The sequence below is a fragment of the Candidatus Binatota bacterium genome (genome assembly GCA_012960245.1).
In the GTDB taxonomy this organism is placed as follows: Bacteria; Desulfobacterota; Binatia; order UBA1149; family UBA1149; genus UBA1149.
Genome location: DUBO01000045.1, coordinates 23258 through 47885, shown reverse-complemented (window position 1 = coordinate 47885; position 24628 = coordinate 23258). Strand labels below are relative to the sequence as shown.

Genomic DNA, 24628 nt, shown 5'->3' with positions numbered 1-24628 from the left:
GTTGAAGCACTGTACGTGGCGGTTCGCGGAAGCGAGCCCATGTTGCGCGTGGACCGCGTGACGGCCCTGGCCGGCCGCGGACTTGACGGCGACCGTTACTGTGAACGCAGCGGTTACTGGACCGGCGTTGACGAATGCCAGGTGACCTTGATAAGCGCCGAGGATCTTGACGCCATTACCCGTGACACGGGCGTGGCCGTGGGCGAGGGCCAGCACCGGCGCAATATCGTCGTGCGCGGTATGATAGAGGGCGGTGCGGTAGAGGGAGCTGGCCTGCAAGCGCTGGCCGGGCTGCGTTTCAGGTTGGGCAGCGCGCTGTTCGAGTACGACCGGCCTCGTCCGCCCTGCGCCTACATCGAGGCGCTCACCGAGCCTGGCATGACCCGTTCGCTGCTCGGCCGCGGTGGCATCTGCGTGCGCGTGATCGAGGACGGTAGCGTGGGCGAGGGCGACGAGATCGTGGTGGCAGAGCCCCGCGGCTGAATGATGGTTTTACCGGTTACGAAACCCCGCGCGCATCGACTGCTGCCGGCTACTGCCACGTTGCTGGTCCTGCTGGTGGCGGCCGCCCTGGGTGGGGGTGACTCGGGCGAGGATTCGGCGCGTATCGTGATCAGGTCTACCGGGGCGCTGTCGAGCCTGCTGTTCGTGTTGGCCTGGGCGGCGGCACCTCTTGCCCATCTCAGTAGGAAACGCTGGGCGCTCTCGCTGCTGGCTTCGCGCCGGCGCGTGGGCCTGGGCATGGCCATGTCGCACGGCGTTCACCTGCTGGCCTTGCTCACGCTGGTCCAGCTGGTCGAGCTGGGAGTGGACCCGCTCACCCTGGTAGCCGGCAGCGGAGGTTTCGTGGTCATAGCCCTGATGGCTGCCACCAGTAGCGACGCTGCAGTCGAAGCGCTGGGCAGGAAACGCTGGCTGTTGCTCCATCGCAGCGGCATGCTGTATCTCTGGGTGGTGTTCACGGTGACATGGGCCGGCGGAGCCGCGCAGAGACCGGTAGCCGCGGTGGGCGTGGCCGTGATGCTGGCGCTGGCGGCGCTGAGAATTTACGCTCGCCTGCTGGCGCGTCGTGCGAACAGCAGGGGCTGAGCGACCGGGAGAGAAGGCGAGACATGGAAATAAACGGTATAGCTCACGTGATGTTGACGGTGAGTGACTTCGAGGCCTGCAGGGTCTTCTGGGGCCACCTTCTGCCCGAGCTCGGGCTGACGCCGCTCATAGACAGCGCCGACAACTACTACTGCATAGGAGGCCGCACCGCTATCGGAATACAGAGGGGTGATGTCGGCGACCGCTTTGACCAGCAGCGCAGCGGCTTGCACCACGTCTGCCTGCGCGCGCGCGAGCGCCAGGATGTAGACACGCTGCACGAGCTACTCCTCAAGATGGGCGCTACCATCGTTCACCCGCCGCGCGAAGACGAGTGGGCTCCCGGCTACTACTCGCTGTTGTTCGAAGATCCCGACGGGATACGCGTGGAGATGAACCACGTGCCCGGCAAGGGCTGGATCAAGAAGGACTGAGCGGCGCCCGCCCCCTGGTAATTTCACTGCCCGGCTGCGGTCTCGATGTCGACGGCCGGGCCGGAGCCTTCGGGCTCGCGTATGCGGTCGATGAGCTGTTGCACGGTGGGCCCCGGCGGTTTGCAGAAGGGCACCAGCAGCAAGGCCACGGCAAAGTTGAGGAGCATGCCCACCGAGCCTATGGCCTGGGCGCTTATGCCGAAGCACCAGGCCGGCATGCCGAAAAAACGGTTGCCTATAATGTAGGCGGCAGTAAAGCCGATGCCCACCACCATGCCGCTTACGGCAGGCACGGTGCCCACGCGGCGAGAGAAAATACCCAGTACCAGGGCCGGAAAGAAGCTCGCCGCCGCCAGTCCGAAGGCAAACGCTACAACCTCGGCTACGAAGCCCGGTGGATAGATTCCGAATATGCCCGCCACCACCACGGCCAGTCCTATGGTGGCCCTGCCCACGGCCAGTCGCTTGGCCTCGGACGCTTGCGGGTTGATGATGCGGTAGTAAAGATCGTGGGCGACGCTCGACGATACGACCAGCAGCAAGCCGCTGGCCGTCGACAGCGCCGCCGCCAGTCCGCCGGCTGCCATGAGCGCTATGATCCACGCCGACAGGCCGGCCATTTCGGGCGTGGCCAGCACTATGATGTCGCGGTCGGGCCCCGACAGGCCGGCTTCGCGCAGTTCGGGCCGCGCGTCTTCGCCGCCGGTACCGTCCAGCCAGCGCTGGTGGCTGGTAGCCAGTGCCTGCATGCGCGTAGCCGCCATGCTGCCGCTCCTGAACACCTCGTTGTCTTCACCGGCTGAGTAACGAAGGCGGTTGTCGCCGTTATCGAACCAGGCGATGAGCCCGGTCTGTTCCCAGCTCTCGAACCAGGCGGGCAGTTCCTGTCGGCTCTGCCCCTGCAGGCTGTCTATCATGTAGTAGCGCGCAAACGCGGCCGTGGCCGGCGCGGTGAGGTAGAGCATGGAGATAAAAAACAGCGCCCAGAATGCGCTCCAGCGCGCGGCCTTCACATTCTTGACGGTGTAAAAACGTACCAGCACGTGCGGCAGGCCAGCCGTGCCCACCATGAGCGCGAGCGCCGTAAGGCCCACGTTGAGCCGGTTCCAGCGCTGCGAGGCAAAGGCATCGGTGTAGCTGGCAAAGCCGAGGTCGGCGTGGATCTGGTTGAGCTTGTCGAGCAGGTACACGCCACCACCCGATGCGCTGTCGAGCAGCTCGGCACCCATGCCCACCTGCGGCAGCGCGTGGCCGGTCAGGCGTATGCTGATGGCTATGGCGGGGACGAGGAAGGCAGTAATGAGTACCCAGTACTGGGCCACCTGCGTCCAGGTGATGCCCTTCATGCCGCCCAGGGTGGCATAGACGAAGACGATGGCCATGCCTATGACGACGCCCACATTGATGTCGACCTCGAGGAAGCGCGAGAAGACCACGCCCACGCCGCGCATCTGTCCGGCCACGTAAACAAAGCTGATGAAGACGGCGCACAGCACGGCCACAACGCGCGCTACGTTCGAATCGTAGCGGTCGCCGATGAAGTCGGGCACCGTGAACTTGCCGAACTTACGCAGGTAGGGCGCCAGCAACAGGGCCAGGAGCACGTAGCCGCCCGTCCATCCCATGAGGTACACGCCGCCCGCGTAGCCCATCATGGAAATCAATCCGGCCATGGAGATGAACGAGGCGGCGCTCATCCAGTCGGCGGCAGTGGCCATGCCGTTGGCCATCGCGGGTACTCCGCGCCCAGCCACGAAAAACCCGCGGGTGTCGCGCACGCGGCTTCGCCACGCGATGCCCAGGTACAGCGAAAAACTCAGGCCCACGAAGAGGTAGGTCCACGCCGAAACGCTCATTTGCCCGCCCCCTCGCTACGCTCTTTCTGCAGCTCGCGGTGGTGGCGGTCGTCCACGCGGTTCATGAGGGCGGCGTAGATGCCGATCAACAACACGAAGACGATGATGCTGCCCTGTTGGGCGAACCAGAAGCCCAACGGGAAACCACCGAGGCGTATCTCGTTGAGGGCCGGCGCGCCGATTATGCCCAGGCCGAAGCTCGTCACCGCCCAGATGAGCAGCAGCACGGCCATGATCTTCAAGTTGGTGCGCCAGTAGCGCTCGGCGATAGAATCTTTCATAAGGGGATTACGTTCCTTCCGGTTTCCAGGGGTGGCAACCGGTACGCGCCCTTGGCTCGCGGGCGAGACTGGAAGGTATACGGCTTTGCGGGTAGAAGGTAGACCATGGAACTTAAAGGGAAAAAGGCGCTTGTAACCGGTGGTGGTGTGGGCATAGGACGGGCCACGGCGCTGGCACTGGCGGCTGCCGGCTGCCACGTGGCGGTAAACTACTCGCGCTCGCGCGAGGATTGTGAGGCCACCGCGGCAGAGATCGAAGGGCTGGGCGTCAAGTCGCTTGCCGTCAAGGCCGACGTGGGCAACGACGAGCAGGTGCGAGCGATGGTGGCCGAGACGGTCGAAGTACTGGGAGGTCTCGACGTGCTGGTGAACAACGCCGGCGTGACCTGCTTCGTGCCCCACGACGATCTCGAGGGCGTGAGCGACGAGGACTGGGAACGTATTTTTGACACCAACGTGCGCGGCACCTTCTACTGCACGCGCGCGGCGGCCGATGCGCTCAAGGCCGGTGAGGGCGGCGCGGTGGTCAACCTGTCGAGCGTGGCCGGCGTCTACGGCATGGGCAGTTCGATTCCCTACTGTGCTTCGAAGGCCGCTATCAACAGTCTCACGGTCACTACCTCGAGGGTCATGGCCCCCGAGGTCAGGGTCAACGCCGTGGCGCCGGGCTTCGTTGACACCCGTTGGTGGAAGGATCGCGAACACTACGACGTTATCAAGCAGATGGCAGCCGAGGCGACCCCGCTCAAGCGCGTGGCGGGACCCGACGACGTGGCGCAAACCATCATGGGCTTGCTGCGGGCCGACATGGTGACGGGCGACATCGTGGTGATGGACGGTGGAATGGGCCAGGCACACGGCTGAGGGGGGAGAGCTGATGTTCGAAGGACTGTCGAGAGAATTGAGGACGATAAGGGTCCTTGGCAGGACCGGCCTGAAGATGTTGCGCTTCAAGCCCGGCGGCATGCACACCGTGGCCGGCCAGCTCGAAGAGCAGGTCGACCGTACACCCTCGGCAACCGCGCTGCGTTTCGAGGGTGAATCGGTGAGTTACCGGAACATGGACGAGGCCGCCAACCGGGTGGCGGCGTGGGCGCGTTCGCAGGGGGTGGGGCACGGCGACGTCGTGGCGCTGCTGATGGAGAACCGCCCCGAGTTCATAATCACCTGGTTCGGACTGGCCAAGCTCGGGGCCGTGACTGCGCTGATCAACACCAACCTCGCGGGTGCCCAGCTGGCCCACGCGATCACGGTGTCGGGCGCGCGGGAGCTGGTTGTCAGCGCCGCGCTGGCCGAGCGCTGGACGGAGATCACCGATGAGTTGCAGGACGCGCCCCGCGCCTGGGTGAGCTGTGGCGAGCACGAGGGCTGTTTGCCGCTGGACCCGGTGCTGGCCACAGCTTCGAGCGAACGGCCGCCGGCCTCGCTGCGCCAGAACGCCCGCTCGCGTGACGATCTTTTTTATATCTACACCTCGGGTACCACCGGCAATCCCAAGGCCGCTCACTTCAGTAACTTTCGTTTTCTCGGAGTTGGCGCGGCCTACACGGTGCTGGCCGACGCCGGGCCCAACGACAAGGTGTATTGCGTGCTGCCCCTGTATCACTCGAGCGGCGGCGTGATCGCGGTCGCGACGGCGCTGCTCAACGGCGGCTGCCTGGTCATCAGGCGGCGTTTTTCAGCGTCGGCGTTCTGGCGCGAGTGCACTGAAGAAGGCGTCACCATCTTCCTGTACATCGGTGAGCTGTGTCGCTACCTGCTCCACGGTGAGCCGAGCGAATATGATCGCGCGCACTCGGTCAGGTGCGCGGTGGGCAACGGTCTGCGGCCCGACATCTGGGAAGAGTTTCGGGATCGCTTCGGCCTGGCCGAAATACGCGAGTTCTACGGTGCCACCGAGGCCAACTTTGCGCTCATAAACGTAGATAACACCGTGGGCTCGGTAGGGCGCGTGCCGGCCTGGGCCAAGCCCATGCTGCCCGTGGAGCTGGTGCGCTACGACGTCGAGTCCGATTCCCATCCGCGTGACGCGGACGATTTTATGATCGCCTGTGAGACCGACGAGGTGGGCGAGGCCGTGTGCCGGATGCCGGCCGACAAGGGCCGCCCGGTGGCCGAGTTCGAAGGCTACACCGACAGGGAGGCCTCGGAGCGCAAGGTATTGAGGGACGTGTTCGAGAGCGGCGACCGCTGGTACCGCAGCGGCGACCTGCTCAGGCGCGACGCCAACGGTTACTACTACTTCGTGGATCGCATCGGCGATACCTTTCGCTGGAAGGGCGAGAACGTATCCACCAACGAGGTGGCTGAGCAGCTCACGGCCTGCACGGGAGTGAGCGAGGCCACGGTCTACGGCGTAGAGGTGCCGGGCGCGGACGGCAGGGCCGGCATGGCGGCCCTGGTTGTTGATGGCGAGCTCGACCTCGAGAAGCTGTACAGCGAGGTGACGGGTTCACTGGCGGCTTACGCGCAGCCACTGTTCCTGCGCCTGGTGGAGGTCGTGGACGTGACGGGTACCTTCAAGCACCGTAAGACGGACTTGGTACGCGAGGGTTTTGATCCCGCGGTGGTGGCCGACCCGGTGCTGTTTCGCGACGACGAGGCCGGCTGTTACGCGCCACTCGACGAGGCACTGCGAAAGCAAATAGTAGACGGTAGCGTCAGGGTCTGACGCTCGCCGGAGAGCCGCGCCGCTGGGCTCGCAGAAAAAAGGGCCCGCACTGCGCATGGCAGCACGGGCCCGGTAATGTCAGGGGCTGGTAGCCCCTGGGCGCATTCGTTGCGCGACCTTAGGGCAGCACGCCGTTCGATAAGTTGACACCGACCTCGTGGTTACGTGCGGGGCCGCCGAATCCCGCTCCCGAATTGATCGCGGGTGACGTGGTGGCCGTGTAACAGTAAATGCTGATCGACTGGTAGTTATCGGCGTTGCCAGACAGCAAGCCATTGCCCTCTATCAACGGGGCAAAACATTCCAGATTCGTTTCGATGCAGCCGGCAGCTCCAATGAAATCGTCGTCATTTCCGAGGAAACCGTCGAGCCCAGCTTCGCATTGGCGGCGTTCTTCGCAAGGCCCCGAACAGCTGTCGCCCACTCCACAGTCTGCTTGGCTCGTGCAGGGAGTACCGGCGGTGACGCAGGTGGCACTACAGCCCGCCCCGATGCTGGATTTATCACAGACGCGGAAGGAGTGTCCCTCGCCGGTGCAGCTCGTCTCGGTGGGTCCCGCGGAACATTCGCGGTCCAGGGGCCACGGATCCCCGGTCTTGAGCTCGCACAGCGGTATGCAGAGGCCAGCGGGGCAGGCGTCCACGCAAGTTCCGGTTCCGCAGGTGGCGCTGCTGGTACAGGCCACGTGCTCGGTCGCGGGATCGCCTTCGCAGTGGAGGGGGTTCTCGCAGCTGCTACCGGGGCAGTCGGAGTCCTCGTCGCAGGCCTTGGCCACGTTGGCGCCCGCGGCGCAGCTGGCGAAGGTTCCGCTACCGACGCCGTCTGCGCAACCACCGCCCGAATTTATCCCCGCGTTGCAGCCCGGGTTGCATGAGTTGACCTGCGTAGGCACGCCACCCGCATCCGGGCAGGGGCAGTCGAACAATTCGAAACCAGCGGCCGAGCAGGGCACGCCATCGACAGCGGCATCCAGGGACCGGGAGTGCGTGGTGTTGGGCAAGTGGCGTATGCGTAGCCCGAACTCGCCCGATATCGACGCGCCCACGTCGGGCGGGCAGTCGTTAGAAACCGAGCCGAAAACTGCATCAACGTCGCCCACCTCGCAGGCGGCTCCGTTCTTGGCATATCCCGCGCCACCGAAGCAGATATTAGACAGGTTGCAGGTGCTGCCCGGGCAGTCGCCTGACGTGCTTGAGCAGGTTTCACCCCCCGCGCAGTCGCTGTTGAAGCGGCACTCGTCACCGCTGGTACTACAGCTGCCACTACAAGGCAGGCCTTCGAAGGTGCCCCCGTCGCAGAAGCCACCGCATACCGGGCAAGGGGTGGCGGTATTTATGCCGAGAAAGACCTTGCTGTTGGCTTCGTAGAAGTACTCGGCGGCACCGGTCTGCATGTTCTGAGTTCCGCTAACGTCGGTGGCCATTAACTGCAGCGTGCAAACGGGCGTTCCGCCGTTGGATACCGGGAAGGGATTGCTGCTTAGAAGGTACACGCAGTCGGCGCTTCGGTCGCACTGGCCACGACATACTTCGTTAGCTCCGCAGTCGGCCTGCGAGCTGCAGTTGCCAACCGGGCTCCCACCCGAGTCGTAGCACTGGGCCTGGCAGTCGTCGTGGTCGGAGCAGCTCGCGCCGGCATCACTGTTGAACGAATCGCAGGTTCGGCAGTCTTCGTCCCTGAGGCAATTGCCCACGCCGGGTGTGTTCGAGCAAGTGGGCCTGGTGGTTGCTGCTATCGTGCAGACGGGGTCGGCCGAGCTGCCGGTGCAGGTGTTGTTGGTCAGCTCAGAGCAGTCGCAGTCCGTCCTGTCCAGTATGAACCCACCCTTGTTCGGTGTGGCCTGGTCGTGCGAGCCGCCTATCCAGCCAGCGTCAGAGTCCGAGGCGAGAGAGTCGGCTTGTCGCCGATAGCGCGACACATTTGCGCAGGTACACTGGAAAAGGTCGCCCGGCGGAAAACAGGCGCCGGGGCAACTGGCGGCATCGGTGCCGTCACACTCTTCTCCGAGCAGCATACTGCTGCTCGGCCCCTGGTTTATGACATTATCGCCGCAGACCGCCGTGGGAGGGTAAGCGGCTTCAACTATCGACCGCGATGAGTAGCTGCGGTCTGGGGCCAACTCCTGGGAATCGGCCAGCTCAGCCGCGGCAGCCGCCACGCAATCCTGGGCATCGGCTATCGAAGTGACGCCCCCCACTCCCTCTCCGCACAGGTCGAGTTGCAGGATGTCGGAAGCAATACATTTTTTGGCTATGTCAGCGCGCAGTTTGGCGTCGGACTTGCTTATCTTGTCCGCCAGCTTGGTGTCGTCGGTGGTGCAGGTACGTGGATTGCCCAGCGTCTTGCCATTGTTGATCGAGTCGCGGCACTTGGCCACCCCCTTTGCTATCGTGGAGGTAAGCTTCACTGCTGACTTGGAGATCGTTGACAGGCACTTGGCCGTGACCTTCGAAAGGCCATCGGCGTTGCCTATGGATCCGTATAACAGGTCAACGAGATCAGAGCCGCTTGCAGAAGCGAGCTGCCCGGCACACTCGCCTATCTGCGAAGCGCTTGCGAGTGCTACACCCAGGGTCGATTCGCAGAACGGGCCCGGGTAGTTGATGGTGCCCATGTCGAAGGCACCGTCGCCCTTGCATAGTTCGTTGGCCGATCCTCCGAGCGGGGGACAGCCGTTGTCGGCAACGCAGTCGATTCCCGACACCGTGCAGGTGCTTCCGCAGCTCTTGGCAGCAGTCGCCGTGGCCTTGGCCTTGGCCTTGTCTATTTTCGCTTGGCCCTTGGCGTCCGGGCACGAGCCTACCGCCTTTCCGCTTATGTCGGCGTCGCGGCACTTGGCCAGTGACTTGGCCGTGGTAGCGGCGGCCTTGGTGGCAGCTTTGGACACCTTTGAAACGCACTTGCCTTCGAGCTTGCTCGTGAGCGCGGCTGCTGACCCGGTGGCCGGTTGGAGCAGCACGCCGCCGGTAAAAACCAAGGCTGCAAAAAATAACGAAGCCACGGCCCGCATGGCCACTAACGACGAGTTGTGTACGTTTTTCATTACGGCAATTTCCTCCAACGGGGCATCGCTGTCAGGCCGTGGCCTTCCCGCTCGGCACCGGGCTGCACTCACAGTTCAAGGGGTCGGGTCAAAGCAGACACGCCCGGTACAAGCCTAGGAAATTGGTTGCTATTCTGTCAAGCACAAAATCGCTTGTGCTTCGGCAGTGGGTGCGTTCGCATGAAGAAAGTCGCATCTACGCACCCCCGGCCGGGGGGGTAGGGGGGCTGCTTGGCCCAAAGCCTGTCCGTCGGCCGCCCGGAGACAGGGCGGCTACCTGGAACGCAGCAGGGCGTTGAAGCGGTCGATGTTGGCCACGCCAAGGTAAACGTGGAGCACGGCCAGCAGCGCGGCCACCGCTATGCCGGCCGGATCGAGGAAGGCGTGGAAGGCGACGATGTTTAACGTCACCGGCGCCAGTAGGATCAACGCCAGTGGCACGAACAGGCCGGTCAACAGCAGGAAGCCGCACACGGTCTCGACCACTCCAACCATTGGGAATATGTAGCCGGAGGCAGCCAGTGATCCGAGGAACTCAGCCGCCGCACCGTGGTGCTCGGGCGTGGGCATGAAGTGCAGGAACTTGTTGAGTCCGAACACGAACATCGCCAGGCCCAACAGAATTCGTATAACCATCGTCAATCGCGTTTCCATTGTTGTTCTCCCCCGGGGTCTCCATTGTCTGCGTCGGCGGGGCCGTGGTCAACAGCGCCAGCCCTTTGTGTGATCTGCGGTGCGGTGGAACGTGGTCTTCAGGGTTGCAGCAGGCGGCTGGTCCACTCCCCGTTGCGCCTTACGAACAATTCCCGGTGATGCAGTCGTGGTTCCCGCCGCGTCCAGAATTCGATGCGCCGAGGCTTGATGGAGTACCCCTTCCAGTAGTCGGGGCGCTTGATGTCCTGGCCTTCGCTGTTTTTCTCCAGGTGACGATACTCGGCCATCATCCGTGAGCGGTCGAACAAAGTTCGGCTCTGTTGCGATACAGCCGCGGCCAGCTGGCTGCCGCGGGGACGGGTGGCCCAGTACTTGTCGGCCGTCGCGGCCGATAGCAGCGTGGCGGTTCCTTCTATGCGCACCTGTCGTCCGGTGGCATCCCAGTAGAACGCCAGCGCGGCGGCCGGGTTGTTGCGCAGCTGCTCGCCCTTGTCGCTCTGGGCGTTGGTATAGAAAACAAAACCGTCGGGGCCGGCCTGCTTGAGTAACAGGTAGCGCAGCGTTGGGCGGCCGCGGCTGTCTACAGTGGCCATGGCGCAGGCTTCGGGCAGGGTTATGCCGGCTCGCCTGGCTTCGGAGAACCAGCGATTGAATCGTTTTACGGGGTCTATGGCCATCGTTGTTTTTTCGTTTCAGGGGGCAGCGTTGTTATACGGGGTAGCTCAGCTCGTCGCCGTTGTACTCGGCCATTTCTTCGCGACCAAGTTGGGCGGCTGCCTGCAGGCATAGCTCCAGGTCGTGAGCCTGGGTTTGCCTGTCACCTGGTCGACCTATGGGGGTTCCCAGTGGTCGAGGAAAGTGCAACGTGCGCGGTACCCCGAGCTTGCGCGTCGCTTCGGGCAGCAGGGTGACCATGAGGGTGGCTATGCCGCGCTCTTCGATGGCTCTAGCTACCAGGCCGACGGCCCGGTGGCAGTAGCCTCAAGCCGGCGTGAGTATCGCGAGGTCCACTTCGTCGGAGACCATGGCCTCGGCCACCTCAGGGGCGTAGCGCTCGATGAGCTCGCCAGGGTCGGGAATGCCGCCACTGAAACTGAAGTGACGGGGACCCACGCTGCCTATCTTTCCCTCCACGGCGAAGTCTTTGAGCACAGCCAGTGGCAGCATCACGCCGCTGTCCAGTTCAACATTGTGCGCGTCGTAGAACATGTGGCTGACCACCAGGCGGGCGGGGTCGGCATCTCCAGGTATCACCCGGTAGCTGCAGTCGCCTTCTTCGACAGCGAGGTTGAAGGGCTGCTGGTCGTCGAGGATGAGTCCGCCCGAGTTCACCAGGGCTACCCGGCATTGCTTCAGCGGCTTCAGCAGGGGCGAAAATGGGACTTCGCTGTGCCAGCGGTGGTTCTCGCGGGCGGCGTGCCACTGGTAGATACCCGGCGTGTTGCGTTGCATCCACAGGGCGACCCGGGCCACGGCCCGTTTTGACCAGGCGACCTCGCTCGAAGAGAGAGGCGCTCGGCTGTGGGTGGGGGATTGCATGACCCATGTTTAGCCGAGCCCTGCCAAAACTGGAAGGCGGTGGCAAGCCGGCCTTGCCAAGGGTCAACAGCAGGCTACACTGCGGGTCGCGAGAACAGCTTTCGCAAGGAGAAATGCCGCCCATGGAAGATCAGCAAAGCGAACAGTCACAACCGCCGATAGGCGAACAGCCGCCCGCAGGCGAGAAGCGCCCCGGGGCCGAGGTGTCGCTGGACATGCCACTGGCCGAGGCGATGAGCACGCAGAGGGCGATACGCCGACTCACCGACGACCCGGTAGATGATGGCCTGGTGCTGCGCCTGCTCGAACTGGCGCTCAAGGCGCCCACCGGTTCGAACGCGCAGAACTGGGAGTTCGTTGTCGTGAGGGACCCCGCGGTCAAGGCCGCACTGGGGCGGCAGAATATGCGCATGTGGAAAATCTACGGCGGCCTCGGGCGCTGGTTGGCGCGCAACGACGAGGGCCAGCAGCGCATCCTGAATGCCGTGCAGTGGCAGGCCGATCATTTTGAAGACATCCCGGTGATCGTTGTGGCCTGCCTCAGGAGCATCATTCCGCCGTGGCCTCCCATGGCAGCCACGGGCTTGTACGGTTCGATCTACCCCTCGGTCCAGAACCTGTTGCTGGCCGCGCGCGCGGCCGGGCTGGGCGCGGCGCTGATAACCCTGCCCCTGTGGAGCACCATAAAGGCCCGTCGTATTCTCGGCCTGCCGTGGAAGGTCACCCCCTGCGCGGTTATTCCCCTGGGCTGGCCGCGGGGACGTTACGGGCCCACCACCCGCCGTCCGGTGGGCGATGTCGTGTCGTTGGACAACTACGGCAACAGGCCCTGGGCGGGGCAGGGCGCCGAGGGATAAGGCGCTGGCTGCCGCTTACCGGCGGTACATGCTAAAGGTGCGGCGTGATAAAAAATAACCTCAAACCCGTCGGTTCCACTTTCTTGTCCCGCCTTGCGCTGGCCGTTGTACCGCTGCTGCTGGGTGGCTTGCTGGCCGGCTGCTGGCCGGTTGCACTGGGCGGCGCGGCCGCCGGTGGTTACTACGCCGGCAAGGACGACCGCCCGGTAGGGCAGATCATAGACGACACCGGCATAGAGCTGAGTATCAAGGCTGCCTACGCCGCGGACGATGAGATAAGCGTGTGGGACATCAAGGTCGACAGCCACGACGGCAATGTAAAGTTGTTCGGCAAGGTGCCCAGCCGCAAGGTTGGTCGTAAGGCGGTCAAGCTGGCCGAAGCCGTGCGCGGAGTAGAAGACGTGGCCGACAACCTCACTGTCGACAATGAATGACAACAACCGGGATTGAGTCCGGCGCCTGCGGGTCACCGCCGCTGCCGATATAGCAAGAGGGGGATACGAGGCCATGGCTACAGTGGGTAACAGTTCTTCGCGCATCGCGGCAGTGGGTAGACTGCTCGCCCTCGTGGGCATGGCCCTGGGCGTGGGCTCGGTGGCCGCAGCCTTCGTGCAGGTCATATCGCCGATGGCCGGCTTTGGCGGTTTTGCGCTGGCCATGCTGCTGTCGTTGCTGGCGCTGGTCTGTTCGCTGCTGGGGCTTTACTCGACCCGCGCTGCTGCCGGACTCGACGGTCGTGGCGATGCGGTGTCTGGTGCCCTGGTGTCGGGCAGCATGGTCGTGGCATTGCTGGTAGCGCTCTCGGGGCAGGGGGCCGACGCTCCGCCCATCAACGATTTTACGACCGACATCAACGACCCCCCGGTCTTCGTGAAGGCGCTCGAAGATCCCGCTAACGAAGGCAACCCGATGGCTTACCCCGGCGAAGAGTTCGCCGCCCAGCAGCGCCAATCCGACGCCGATCTTGCCCCGCTGCTCCTCACCCAGCCTTACGACCTGGTATTCGACCGGGTGCAGGCGGCGCTCGAAGACCTCGCGAGCACGACCGTAACCGATGTGGACAGGGCGAGCGGGCGCCTGGAGGCATCGGCCACCTCGTCGATTTTTCACTTCGTGGACGATGTAGTTGTCCGGGTGCGAGCCATTGATGAAGGCACGCAGGTAGACGTGCGCTCTCGTTCTCGCGACGGGCGCGGCGACCTCGGTGTCAACGCGGCGCGCATTCGCACCGTGTTGTCGCAGGTCGCGGCCGGGCGCTGAACGCGCCGCTGGCCGGAAAGCCGATTACTGCCGGCGGCCTTTTTTCAGCAGGCGATCGCCGCTAGAACTGCCCGCATGGCTGACAACAACATAACGCTTAGCATCGAAGACGGCGTGGCCCATATCCATATGGATGACGGCAAGGCCAACGCGTTTTCGCCCGCTGCCATAGCGAGCATGAATTCACTGCTCGACGAAGTCGATGAAGCCGACGCCGGGGCGGTGGTCATAAGTGGTCGCGAGGGGCGGTTGTCCGGCGGCTTTGATCTCAAGGTCATCACCGGCGACCCCGAGGGCGCGTTGGCTCTTTTGACCAGCGGCATAGAGATGCTGCTGCGGTTTTACGCCAGCCCGCGCCCGGTGGTGGTGGCCTGCACCGGCCACGCGGTGGCGCTGGGAGCCATGCTGCTCCTGTCGGTCGACAAGCGGGTGGGCACCGCTGGTGACTTCAAACTGGGGCTCAACGAGACAGCCATCGGAATGAACCTGCCCTATTTTGCGTTGGTGCTTGCGCGCGAGCGCCTGGCCCGCAAGGACCTGCACGAGGCCACGCAACTGGCCCGGCTCTACAATCCCGCCGAGGCGGTGGACATCGGCTTTCTCGACCAGGTCGTGGAGCCCGGCGATGTTATAGCAGCGGCTGTTGAAGACGCCGCGCGCCTGGCCCAGCTCAGCCGCGGTGCGTTTGCCCTCACTCGCAAGGATGCACGCGGGCCCGTGGTGGCCTCCATCCGGCAATGGATGGACACCGACCTCGCTGGCATGATGACCGGCTGATGGAGGTCCGTTTCACAGTCTGGTCGGACGTTCTTTGACCCTGGTGCTATGTCGCGGCCGTGAGCCTGCGCACCCTCGAGGATGAGTTCGGTGACAAGCTGATCGTTAACTGGCGAGGCTATATGCTGCGCCCGCAACAACGCGCGACCTCGCTGGAGAAGTTTACCGGCTATACCGCGTCCTGGGCGCGTCCCGAGTCGATGCCGGGCTCGCCGGTTTTTGCGTATCCCTGGAGCTCGGCCGAGCCACCCACCCCGTGGTCATTGCCGTCGGGCATCGCCGTCAAGGCGGCCGCCCGCCAGCAACGCTTCACCGACTACCACCTGGCATTGATGAAGGCCTACTTCGAACAACACCGCGACCCGGGTAATCGATCCACGCTGGTCGAGGTCGCCGTGGAGCTGGGCCTGGACCAGGTCCGTTTTGAGGCTGACCTCCACGACCCGGCGCTGGAAGAAGAACTGCAGAAAGATTTCGCCGAGGCCCGCGAGCTCGGTATCACCGGCATACCGACGGTGGTGGTAGACGGCGACGTGCTTACGCTGCCCGGTGCCCAGGAGCTCGACCTCTATCGCCACATCGTCAACCGCCGGCTCAAACAGGTGCAAGCTGAGCAGGGGCGGCAGGAGTAATGAGCGACGACAACGAACTCCTGGCCGCGGCCGGCCGCGATGCCGAGCGCTTGGTCGAGTTGCGCAGGCGCGTGCACGTCAACCCGGAGCTCGGCCTGGTCAACCCCGACACGCAGGCGTTGATACTGGGGGAGCTCGAACGGCTGGGCATCAGCGGCGCCCGCAGCGGCGAAGGTTGCAGCTCGGTGGTGGCCGACATCGTCGGCGAGGGCAAAGCAGTCGAGGGCCAGCGGCCGGCGGGGGTGGTCGCGCTCAGGGCCGACACCGACGCCCTGCCCATGACCGAGCACAGCGGCGTTGACTTCAGCTCCGAGCGCGATGGTTGCATGCACGCCTGCGGACACGACGCCCACGTGGCAATGCTGCTCGGTGCCGCGTCGTTGTTGCAGGAGCGACGTGCCGACTTTGCCGGCACGGTGAGGTTGATGTTCCAGCCCGGCGAAGAGGGGCACTGGGGAGCGGTGGTCATGCTCGACGAGGGAGCCCTGGAGGGAGTAGACGCGGCCTTCGCAATACACGTTGACCCCAGCTCGCCGTCGCGGGCAGTGTCATGGCGAGAGGGCACCTTCATGGCCTCGGCCGATATCTTTGAGATTCATCTTGACGGTCGCGGGGGACACGCCTCGGTGCCGCATCTTTCCGCGGATCCGATACCTGGTATCGGGCCGATCGTCGACGGGTTGTCGCACGCGATGGCCCGCGAGACCGACCCCTACGATCGCGTTGTATTCAGTGTCACCAGGGTCGAAGCGGGCAGTACCTTCAACGTCATTCCTCCGCGTGCCACCTTGCAGGGAACGATACGCTGCCTGAGCGACGATGGACGGCAGCGCGCCCACGACCAGTTGCGCCGCGTGGTGGCGGGAGTTGCGGCCGCGCGCGGGCTCACGGCCGAGGTCGACATAGCCGAAGGCTACGGACCTACCGTTAACGACGGGTACGCGGCCCGGCTGGTTGCTGGCGTTGCCGGGGGGCTGGGTCTTCGCAGTATCGAAATGCCCGGCCCGATGATGGGTGCCGAAGATTTTTCATACGTGCTCAACCGTGTGCCGGGAGCGATGGCGTTTCTCGGTTGTCGTGTCGAAGACGGCGGCCCCCTGCATTCCGATCGCATGAAACTCGACGAGGGGGTGCTGTCCGTGGGCGCGGCACTGCACTGCGCCGTGGCTTTGGCCATGCTCGCCGACGGTCGGCAACTCTTCAGGGCGCCTTGAACAACACGCCGGGGTTCAGCATCCCGGCCGGATCCATCTCGGCGCGCGCGGCCAGCATGGCTCTCGCGAACCCGTCGGGGCGCTGTTTTTCGTACCAGGGCCGGTGGTCGCGGCCGACTGCGTGGTGGTGGGTTATGCTACCACCAAGGTCTATTACCGCCGCGGCGGCGACTGCCTTGATCTCGGCCCACTGCTGCAGCTGGGCGCCGGCGCGCGCGGGCGCGATGATCGAAAAGTAAGGAGCAGGCCCGTCGGGGTACACGTGGGTAAAGCGGCAGGTCACCTGCCCGCCTCCGCAAATGTCGGCCAGTGCCTTGTTGACGGCCTCGATGATGCCCGAATGAAACTGTTCGAAGCGATCCCAGGTTATGGCGGTTTCGAAGGTCTCGGTTATAAAGCCCATCGTCACCAGCGCGTCGCGCAGGTAGGGCGCTTGCAGGAACGACTTGCGCCAGGCCCCGGCTGCTCCCTCGCGGTTGCCCGCCTGGTCGCTGCGGGTGGCGCCGGCTCCCTCGTCGTGGCTGGCGCCGTGGTCGCGACAGCACTCGAGCGCCCGTGCCATCCACGCGTCGGGTGGGTGGTCTGCGGATTCGAAGCCGACTATAAGAACGTGGTCGTCGCCGTTACCCGCGCCGTTGAGCGCCGCCTCCACCTTGTCGAGCAGCCGCAGGTTGGCGGGGAACAGCCCCGACTGCGATACCGCCTGCACGGCCCGCCAGGCCTGCTCGTAATCGGTAAAACGCAGCGAGGCCGATGCCCGCATGCTGGGCCTGTCCTGCAGCCGCATCCAGGCTTCGGTTATTATTCCCAGCGTGCCCTCCGAACCGATGAACATGCGGTCGGGGCTGGGGCCGGCGCCCGAGCCCGGCAGGCGCCGTGACTCTATGCTCCCCGAAGGCGTTATTACCCTCAGCGATTCCACGAAGTCGTCTATGTGGGTGTACAGCGTCGCGTAGTGTCCGCCACTGCGCGTGGCGATCCAGCCACCCAGTGTCGAGAACTCAAACGACTGGGGAAAGTGTCGCAGGGTGAGCCCGTGTGGCCGCAGCTGGTCTTCGAGAGCGGGGCCGTAGACCCCCGCTTGTATGCGCGCGGCGCGCGACTCGCGGTCGATCTCGAGCACGCGGTCCATGCGCGACAGGTCGACGGTCACCGTACCGGCATAGCTGTCGCCGACAGCCGGCTCCACGCCGCCCACCACGCTCGAGCCACCACCGAAGGGAATCACGGCCGCGCCCTGGTCACCGGCCCAGTCGAGCAACGAGCACAGCTCGTCTTCGTCGGCCGGGTAGGCAACGACGTCGGGCGGGTTGCCGAAATCTCCGGCCAGCCCACGCACCACGTCGCGAAAACTACGCCCGTAGCTGTGCAGCGCGCGCTCGTATGGCGACTGTGAGCAGGCTTGCTCGAGCGACGAGGGTGGGGACAGGCGCGGTTGGCGCAGGTCGAGGTCTTCGAGCCGCGGTGGAGTGGCGGGTTCGGGGGCCTCGACGCCGAAGCGCTCGGCCAGCGCGCCGGCGATGGCACGACGTTGTTCTTCCGACGGCCCCTCGCCCTCGTAACCCCAGCCCCAGAAACTGCGTTGCCTTGCTGCCATGCTGCCGACACTATCCGGTCGTGGGCCAACCGAAGCAATGGCAGAAGCGGCGACCGCCGCAAGTCAGCGTGCTCATGCCCGTGCGTAACGCCGCCGCGTGGCTGCGAGAGGCACTGGATTCTGTGACCTCGCAGACCCTGGAAGACTGGGAGCTGCTGGCGGTCGACGATCACAGCAGCGACGCGAGCCGGTCCGTGCTCGAGGCAGCGGCCGGGCGTGACAGCAGGATACTACTGGTGGCTAACCCGGGCCGCGGCATTGTCGACGCGCTCAACTACGGTCTGCAGTTGGCGCAGGCGCCCTTGATCGCGCGTATGGACGCCGACGACTGTTGCCGGCCCACGCGCCTTGCCGAGCAGCAGCGGGCGTTGCGCGACAACCCACGCTTGTTCGCCGTTGGTTGTGCTGTCGAGGCTTTTCCTGGCGATCGCATGAACGACGGCATGCGCCGTTATCTTGACTGGCAGGGTTCTCTGACGACCACTGCCGAGCTGGGGCGGGATCGTTTCGTGGAGTGCCCGGTTCTGCATCCGACCCTGATGCTGCACAGCAGCAGACTTCGCCAACTCGGAGGGTGGTGCAGCCGCGGCTGGCCCGAGGACTGGGATCTCGTGCTGCGGGCGCTGGCCGCGGGACACGAGCTGGCTTCGTTGCCCGGCCTGCTCTACCGCTGGCGCTTGCACGACGGCCAGTCGTGGCGCAACGACGAGGCTTACAGCGAGGAGGCCTTCGCGCGGGCGCGGGCGTACTTTCTTGCTGGTTGGCTGGGCGAAGCCGCGCGAGAGGAGCAGGACTGCTGGCTGCTGGGCGCCGGCCCGGTGGGCAAGACACTGGCCCGGGGACTGGCTCGCGAAGGGCGCTGCCCGCGGGGCTTTGCCGAGGTCAATCCGCGCAAGCAGGGGGGCTCGGTTCTGGTGGAGGGGCGGCGCCTATCGGTTATCTCAATGGAGGATCTAGCCCTGCTTGAGCCCCGGCCGCTGGCAGTTGCGGCGGTTGGACAGGCGGGTGCTCGCGAGCGGATACGCGCCTGGGTAAGCCAGCGTGGCTGGACAGACGGCGTCGACTTCATCGCCGCTGCCTGAAAAAGAAGGCTGCGCCGGCGCCAGCACTTGCCCAAGCCACGGTATCCGGTCTAAAAAGGGCGGTTCGCGAGGATTCTCGAGCCGCCCCACCCAGGAGAAACTAACGATGACGATGCAGCGTACCCCACTCTTGATGCACCGCTTGACCGACCGTGGCGCCCGCGTTGCGCCCGATGAAACGGTTGTCACCCTGAAGGCCGACGGCATCCACCGCCAGACGCTGGCCGTGACCAGGAAGCGTGCGTGTCAATTGGCCAACGCCCTGGGCAGCTACGGCATCGGCCACGGAGACCGAGTGGCAAGTTTCCAGTGGAACAACCACCGCCATCTCGAAATGTACCAGGCCGTGCCCTCGATGGGCGCGGTGCTGCACACGCTCAACCTACGCCTGGGCCCTGCCGACCTCGAGTACATCATCAACCACGCGGGGGACAGGGTGATCGTGGCCGACGAGAGCCTGTTGCCGTTGCTGGCCCCGCTGTCGGGGAAGATAGACTGCGTTGAAAAGATCGTCGTGTGTTCGGACGGTGACGCGGTTTCGGGAGACGGCCCGCTAGCCGGTGTAGAGACCGTGGACTACGAGGAGTTTATTGCTGGCCAGCTCGACGATTGCAGCTGGCCCGAGCTCGACGAGAATTCGCCCATGGGTCTGTGCTACACCAGCGGTACGACCGGCAATCCCAAGGGCGTGATGTACACCCACCGCAGCACTTACCTGCACACCATGGCGGTGTGCATGACCGACGCGCTGGGCTTGTCGGCCACCGACTGCGTGCTGGGCGTGGTGCCAATGTTTCACGCGATGGGCTGGGGCGTTCCCTTCGCCAACCTTATGACCGGCTGCCGGCAGGTGCTCAACGGCAGTGCCATGGATCCGGTGGCCTTGCTCGACCTATACGCCAGTGAGGGCGTCACGGTATCGACCGGCGTGCCGACCATCTGGCAGGGCGTGATGGCCGCCGTGCAGGCCGAGCCCGACCGTTGGAATCTCGAGCGCTTCAACCGCGTGACCTGCGGCGGGTCGGCACCGCCGGCCTCGCTCATGCGCTGGTTCTGGGATGAACTCGGCGTGGAGATGATACAGGGCTGGGGTATGACCGAGACAAACCCGCTGGGAACAATATCGCGCCGGGTTGCCAAGTACGCCGACCACGAGCTGTCTCTCGACGAACAGTTTGCCAACATAGCCAAGGCGGGGCAGCTCATTCCCGGTCTCGATATTGAAATAGTCGACGAGGAGTTCCAGCCGCTGCCCCACGACGGCGAGGCCGTTGGCGAATTACTCATCCGTGGCCCGTGGATCGCGTCGGAGTACTACAACGATCCGCAGCCGACCAAGTTTCACGAGGGCTGGCTGGTTACCGGCGACGTGGCGAAGATAGACGAGGGCGAGTACCTCATCATCGCCGATCGCTCCAAGGACATGATCAAGTCGGGCGGCGAGTGGATCTCGTCGGTGGATCTCGAAAACCACATCGTTTCGTTACCAGCGGTTGCGCAGGCCGCCGTCGTGGCCCAGCCTCACCCGAAGTGGGACGAACGGCCGGTGGCCATCGTCGTGGTGGCCGAAGGCGCCGGGCTCAATGCCGACGAGGTACTCAAGCACTGCGAGTCTCGCTTTGCCAAGTGGCAGCTGCCCGACGACGTGCTGTTTCGAGATTCTATTCCCCTGACCTCGACCGGCAAGATCAACAAGAAGGTCATACGTGCGGCGCTCGAAGAAGAGGGCTACCAGTTGCCCAGCCTCGTGGCCGAGGCTTCCTGACCGCGGCTTGCCGACTCGGTAACCATCACCTGGACAACCCTCACCTGGACAACTGCTACCTGGATTCGAGAAAGGAAAGAACATGGCTATGAGCACTGTGAACGGACACTGCGACCCTCGGCTCGACAGGCTGCGGCAGGTTTTCGAGGCCAACTTTACCGACGGCTGCGAGATCGGCGCCGCCGTGGCAGTGGTGGAAAACGGCGAAGTGCTGGCCAGCCTGTGGGGCGGCAGCAAGTCCCCGGGTGGCGAGCCCTGGCAGGAAGACACGATAGTAAACGTGTTTTCTACAACCAAGGGCATGGTCGCGCTCGCGGTGCAGGTTCTTGTCGACCGGGGAAAGATATCGCTGGACTCGCCGGTGGCCGATTACTGGCCCGAGTTTGCCGCGGCGGGCAAGCAGGACATCACGGTGGCCCAGCTCATGTCGCACCAGGCCGGACTGGCGGCAGTGCGGCAACAGTTGGAAGCCGACGCGGGTTACGACTGGGACGGTATCTGTGCGGTGCTCGCCGCCGAGAAGCCCTGGTGGACGCCGGGCGAGAAACACGGTTACCACGCGATTAGTTTTGGCTGGCTCGGGGGCGAACTTGTACGTCGGGTTGATGGTCGCGACGTGGCCACCTTCATACGCGAAGAAATCGCGGCGCCCTCGGGAGCCGATTTTTATCTCGGCTTCGGCGAGGAACTGGACGCGCGCTGCGCCGAGATGGGCGAGTTGTCCACCGACCCCGTGCCCGCGGGCGAGCCCAACCTGGTCGAGTTAATGATGTCGGACCTCGAGGGCCTCACCGCCCGCGCCTTCACCAACCCGCCCGCGCTCATGCAACCGGGCGCCGTTAACTCGCGGGCCTGGCGCGGAGCCCAGGTGCCGGGTGCCAACGGTCACTCTTCGGCCCTGTCGCTGGCCAGGATCTACGGCAACGCGGCTGGGTTGCTTTCGGCAGAGGCTATCGCCACCTGCGGCCGTGAGTTGGCGCAGGGGCCCGACGCGGTGCTGGAACTGGAAACGCGTTTTTCGGTGGGATTCATGTTGCCGCAGCCGCACATGTCGTTCGGTTCGGGCGAGGGGAGCTTCGGCCACGCCGGTGCGGGCGGTTCGCTGGCTTTTTACGACCCCGAGCGGAGACTGGGCTTTGCATACGTGATGAACCGCATGGGTCCGCACATACTGCTCGACCCACGGGCCTACCGCCTGGTCGACGCGATCTACGGGGAGGATAACTAGATGCCAAGTAACAGGGCCCTCAGGTTTATGAACTCTGCACACCGCTGCCTGCTCAAGTTGAGCAGGGGAAGACTGGGCTGGACGGCGGCCGATATGCCGGTGCTCGAATTGACCACCATCGGTCGCAAGTCGGGTAAGCCCCGCTCGGTGATGCTGACATCGCCCCACCGGGATGGCGATGCGATCGTCATCGTTGCGTCGAAGGGTGGAGCAGACCACCACCCCAACTGGTTTCTCAACCTGCGGGATAATCCCCGGGTGGTGGTGACCATGCAGGGCTCTGCTGATCGCAAGATGAACGCGCGTGTCGCGAGCCGCGAAGAGCGCGAACGCCTCTGGCCGACGATAACCAGCGACTTCACGAACTACGCTGGCTACCAGGGCAAGACCGACCGGGAGATACCGTTGGTAATGCTCGAACCTGCCGATTGATGGGGCATGTCTGAACGCCGGCCAGCGAGCGGCGGCGGCATGGCCGCTCTCGCGTACAGTCTGCGCAAGGGCCGCGAGGCGGGCGGCGTACTCGCACTATACCGTCGCCTGGCAAGCCGAAACGCGTGCAAGACCTGCGCCCTGGGCATGGGCGGGCAGGCCGGCGGCATGGTCAGCGAAGCGGGGCGCTGGCCCGAGGTCTGCAAGAAAAGCATACAGGCCCAGGCGGCCGACATGGCCGACGCGATTCCTGAACGCTTTTTTGCTGACAATACCCTCGAGCAGATAAGCGCGCTCGGCTCCCAGGGGCTCGAATCCCTGGGCAGGCTGTCGTTCCCCTTGCTGGCCGAGCCCGGCGCGACGCATTTTGTTCGCGTGGGCTGGGACGAGGCGCTCGACCGCGCGGCAGCCGGCTTCAAGGCGGCCGGTCCCGACAGTGCGTTTTTTTATTCTTCGGGACGCGCGAGCAACGAGTCGGCGTTCCTGATGCAGCTCGTGGCCCGGGCCTGGGGTACGGCCAACATCAACAACTGCTCGTACTACTGTCACCAGGCCTCGGGCGTGGCCCTGACCGAAGCCTACGGCTCGTCCACCGCGTCGGTCACGCTCGATGACCTTGACTCCTGCGACCTCGTGTTGCTGGCCGGCGCCAACCCGGCGAGCAACCACCCGCGTTTTATTACCCGCTTGGTCGAGATCCGCCGTCGCGGCGGCGTGGTGATCGTCGTCAACCCGCTTAAGGAAAACGGACTGCTGCGTTTTCACGTTCCGTCGGATCCACGAAGCATGCTGTTCGGCTCCACGGTGAGCGACATCTACCTGCAGCCCCACGCCGGTGAGGACGCTGCCCTGTTCAAGGCCATGCTGCTGGCGCTGGTAAACAAGGGGGCGACCGACAGGACGTTCATAGCCGAGCACTCGAGCGGTTGGGACGAGCTCGAGGCCGACCTGTCGCGTTATGATATCGGCGCGCTCGTGCAGCGCAGCGGGGTAGACGCGGCTGATTTTGAGCGCGCAGTGGACGCGCTGGCCGTTGCCGAAAACGGAGTGGCGGCCTGGGCCATGGGCCTTACCCACCACGTGGACGGCAGCAATACAGTGGCGGCCCTGGCCAATCTCGCCATGGCTCGTGGCTGGCTTGGAAAACCCGGCGCGGGTTTACTGCCGCTCAGGGGGCACTCGAACGTGCAGGGGGTGGGCTCTTGCGGGGTGGCTCCGGCGGTCAAGCAGGCCTTCGCCTCGAAACTCGAGGAAGTTTATGGCGTGGCCGCTCCCACCGGTAAGGGCTTGGATACCTACGCTTCTATGGAGGCAGCCGAGCAGGGTAGGATTGGTGCTGCCTTCATGCTCGGCGGCAACCTGTTTGCCAGCAATCCCGACAGCGAGTGGGCAGCGCGTGCGCTCGGACGCATATCCACGACGGTTTACATGGCCACCAAGCTCAACGTGGGGCACCTGCTGGGCCGCGGGCGAACGAGCCTGCTGCTGCCCGTGCTCGCGCGCGACGAAGAGCAACAGCCGACAACACAGGAGAGTATGTTCAACCTCGTGCGCATGTCCGACGGCGGCGCGCCTGCACCTGGTGGCGAGGCTCGCTCGGAGGTAGAAGTGGTGGCCGAGCTGGCCGAGCGACTGCTTCCGACAGGCCGTTTTGACTGGGGCCAACTGCGTTCGCATTCCGAGCTCAGGCGCACCATGGCGCAGGTGGTGCCAGGCTACGGTCAGCTCGCCGAGATAGACGAAAGTCGCAAGGAGTTTCACGTCGCCGGCCGGGGATTCAGCCAGCGTCGTTTTGCCACCGACGATGGTCGTGTCCACTTCAAGGTCACGCCGCTGCCGGTCGAGCAGCAGGCGGAGCCGGGCACCTTTACCCTGATTACGCTGAGGTCGGAGGGTCAGTTCAACACCGTCGTCTACGAGCAGGAGGACCGCTATCGCGGCAACACCCGGCGCGACGTGGTGATGATGTCGAGCGAGGACGCTGCGGCCCTCGGCCTGGCCGATGGCGACCCGGTAGAAGTCTACACCGGTGTTGGCCGAATGCGGGTGGTCGTGTCTCTTGTCGAAATACGGCCGGGCAACCTGGCCATGTACTACCCCGAGGCCAACCAGCTGGTCCCACGCCGGCTCGACCCACGCTCGCGAACGCCGGCATTCAAATCAGTCCGCGCACAGCTGGCCCCCTGCTGACGCCGATCCTGCCACTGACCAGGGGGA

24 protein-coding genes are annotated in these 24628 nt (G+C 64.7%); 16 read left to right on the top strand and 8 right to left on the bottom strand.

Translation table 11 applies throughout. The features are described from left to right. Positions 1-39 precede the first annotated feature (39 nt). Genes EYQ35_08155 through EYQ35_08145 form a run of 3 tightly spaced genes read left to right on the top strand, consistent with a single transcriptional unit; the run spans position 40 to position 1523 of the window. Positions 40-483: an MOSC domain-containing protein gene (locus EYQ35_08155; GenBank protein ID HIF64107.1), complete on the top strand. Its 444-nt coding sequence runs from the start codon at positions 40-42 to the stop codon at positions 481-483. Next, complete coding sequence (locus EYQ35_08150; GenBank protein ID HIF64106.1) at positions 484-1089, top strand: hypothetical protein; 606 nt, start codon at positions 484-486, stop codon at positions 1087-1089. A 23-nt stretch (positions 1090-1112) separates the two neighbouring features. Then, positions 1113-1523: a VOC family protein gene (locus tag EYQ35_08145; protein HIF64105.1), complete on the top strand. Its 411-nt coding sequence runs from the start codon at positions 1113-1115 to the stop codon at positions 1521-1523. Between the two features lie 23 nt (positions 1524-1546). Here the strand turns inward: EYQ35_08145 and EYQ35_08140 are convergent, their stop codons facing one another. Then, positions 1547-3379 carry a cation acetate symporter gene (locus EYQ35_08140; GenBank protein HIF64104.1) on the bottom strand — a complete coding sequence of 611 codons (1833 nt, stop codon included), beginning with the start codon at positions 3377-3379 and terminating at the stop codon, positions 1547-1549. Beyond that, positions 3376-3660 (bottom strand): DUF4212 domain-containing protein, encoded by a 285-nt coding sequence (locus EYQ35_08135; protein HIF64103.1) that lies wholly within the window; start codon positions 3658-3660, stop codon positions 3376-3378. Before EYQ35_08135 ends, EYQ35_08140 begins: the two co-directional genes overlap by 4 nt. A gap of 105 nt (positions 3661-3765) precedes the next feature. On the opposite strand from EYQ35_08135, the gene EYQ35_08130 reads away from it, so the two are divergent. Then, the gene (locus EYQ35_08130; protein HIF64102.1) at positions 3766-4524 is read left to right on the top strand and encodes an SDR family oxidoreductase; all 759 of its coding nucleotides are present in this window, start codon (positions 3766-3768) and stop codon (positions 4522-4524) included. 13 nt (positions 4525-4537) lie between these two features. Next, the gene (locus tag EYQ35_08125; protein ID HIF64101.1) at positions 4538-6331 is read left to right on the top strand and encodes a long-chain-acyl-CoA synthetase; all 1794 of its coding nucleotides are present in this window, start codon (positions 4538-4540) and stop codon (positions 6329-6331) included. 118 nt (positions 6332-6449) lie between these two features. On the opposite strand, the gene EYQ35_08120 is transcribed toward EYQ35_08125, so the two are convergent. The 5 genes from EYQ35_08120 to EYQ35_08100 all read right to left on the bottom strand — a co-directional run bounded on the left by EYQ35_08120 (position 6450) and on the right by EYQ35_08100 (position 11567). Continuing rightward, complete coding sequence (locus tag EYQ35_08120) at positions 6450-9374, bottom strand: hypothetical protein (GenBank protein ID HIF64100.1); 2925 nt, start codon at positions 9372-9374, stop codon at positions 6450-6452. A gap of 273 nt (positions 9375-9647) precedes the next feature. Beyond that, on the bottom strand, positions 9648-10028 hold the full coding sequence (locus EYQ35_08115; GenBank protein HIF64099.1) for a DoxX family membrane protein: 381 nt from the start codon (positions 10026-10028) through the stop codon (positions 9648-9650). A 98-nt stretch (positions 10029-10126) separates the two neighbouring features. Beyond that, positions 10127-10705 carry a pyridoxamine 5'-phosphate oxidase gene (gene pdxH, locus EYQ35_08110; GenBank protein HIF64098.1) on the bottom strand — a complete coding sequence of 193 codons (579 nt, stop codon included), beginning with the start codon at positions 10703-10705 and terminating at the stop codon, positions 10127-10129. Between the two features lie 31 nt (positions 10706-10736). Continuing rightward, entirely contained in the window at positions 10737-10943 is a 207-nt protein-coding gene (locus tag EYQ35_08105) for a hypothetical protein (GenBank protein HIF64097.1), read from the bottom strand. Between the two features lie 66 nt (positions 10944-11009). Further along, entirely contained in the window at positions 11010-11567 is a 558-nt protein-coding gene (locus EYQ35_08100; GenBank protein ID HIF64096.1) for a hypothetical protein, read from the bottom strand. Positions 11568-11782: 215 nt separating this feature from the next. On the opposite strand from EYQ35_08100, the gene EYQ35_08095 reads away from it, so the two are divergent. The 6 genes from EYQ35_08095 to EYQ35_08070 all read left to right on the top strand — a co-directional run bounded on the left by EYQ35_08095 (position 11783) and on the right by EYQ35_08070 (position 16307). Beyond that, positions 11783-12424: a nitroreductase gene (locus tag EYQ35_08095; GenBank protein HIF64095.1), complete on the top strand. Its 642-nt coding sequence runs from the start codon at positions 11783-11785 to the stop codon at positions 12422-12424. Between the two features lie 44 nt (positions 12425-12468). Then, on the top strand, positions 12469-12858 hold the full coding sequence (locus EYQ35_08090) for a BON domain-containing protein (GenBank protein ID HIF64094.1): 390 nt from the start codon (positions 12469-12471) through the stop codon (positions 12856-12858). A gap of 73 nt (positions 12859-12931) precedes the next feature. Further along, positions 12932-13684, top strand: a complete 753-nt coding sequence (locus EYQ35_08085) for a DUF1499 domain-containing protein (GenBank protein HIF64093.1) — start codon at positions 12932-12934, stop codon at positions 13682-13684. 75 nt (positions 13685-13759) lie between these two features. Continuing rightward, a complete protein-coding gene (locus EYQ35_08080; protein HIF64092.1) occupies positions 13760-14461 on the top strand; it encodes a crotonase/enoyl-CoA hydratase family protein in 702 nt (233 codons plus the stop codon). A 59-nt stretch (positions 14462-14520) separates the two neighbouring features. Further along, the gene (locus EYQ35_08075; GenBank protein ID HIF64091.1) at positions 14521-15093 is read left to right on the top strand and encodes a hypothetical protein; all 573 of its coding nucleotides are present in this window, start codon (positions 14521-14523) and stop codon (positions 15091-15093) included. After that, the gene (locus tag EYQ35_08070; protein HIF64090.1) at positions 15093-16307 is read left to right on the top strand and encodes an amidohydrolase; all 1215 of its coding nucleotides are present in this window, start codon (positions 15093-15095) and stop codon (positions 16305-16307) included. The genes EYQ35_08075 and EYQ35_08070 overlap by 1 nt, the downstream gene beginning before the upstream one ends. Here the strand turns inward: EYQ35_08070 and EYQ35_08065 are convergent. After that, the gene (locus EYQ35_08065) at positions 16294-17904 is read right to left on the bottom strand and encodes an FAD-binding oxidoreductase (protein ID HIF64089.1); all 1611 of its coding nucleotides are present in this window, start codon (positions 17902-17904) and stop codon (positions 16294-16296) included. The two genes, EYQ35_08070 and EYQ35_08065, sit on opposite strands and share 14 nt — an antisense overlap. 20 nt (positions 17905-17924) lie before the next feature. On the opposite strand from EYQ35_08065, the gene EYQ35_08060 reads away from it, so the two are divergent. The 5 genes from EYQ35_08060 (at position 17925) to EYQ35_08040 (ending at position 24601) form a co-directional block, all read left to right on the top strand. Further along, the gene (locus EYQ35_08060) at positions 17925-18986 is read left to right on the top strand and encodes a glycosyltransferase (protein HIF64088.1); all 1062 of its coding nucleotides are present in this window, start codon (positions 17925-17927) and stop codon (positions 18984-18986) included. 106 nt (positions 18987-19092) lie between these two features. Then, positions 19093-20751: a fatty-acid--CoA ligase gene (locus tag EYQ35_08055; protein HIF64087.1), complete on the top strand. Its 1659-nt coding sequence runs from the start codon at positions 19093-19095 to the stop codon at positions 20749-20751. An 82-nt stretch (positions 20752-20833) separates the two neighbouring features. Next, positions 20834-21979 (top strand): class A beta-lactamase-related serine hydrolase, encoded by a 1146-nt coding sequence (locus EYQ35_08050; GenBank protein HIF64086.1) that lies wholly within the window; start codon positions 20834-20836, stop codon positions 21977-21979. Then, positions 21980-22411, top strand: a complete 432-nt coding sequence (locus EYQ35_08045) for a nitroreductase family deazaflavin-dependent oxidoreductase (protein HIF64085.1) — start codon at positions 21980-21982, stop codon at positions 22409-22411. A gap of 6 nt (positions 22412-22417) precedes the next feature. Then, positions 22418-24601: an FdhF/YdeP family oxidoreductase gene (locus EYQ35_08040; protein HIF64084.1), complete on the top strand. Its 2184-nt coding sequence runs from the start codon at positions 22418-22420 to the stop codon at positions 24599-24601. The last annotated feature ends 27 nt before the right edge of the window (positions 24602-24628 follow it).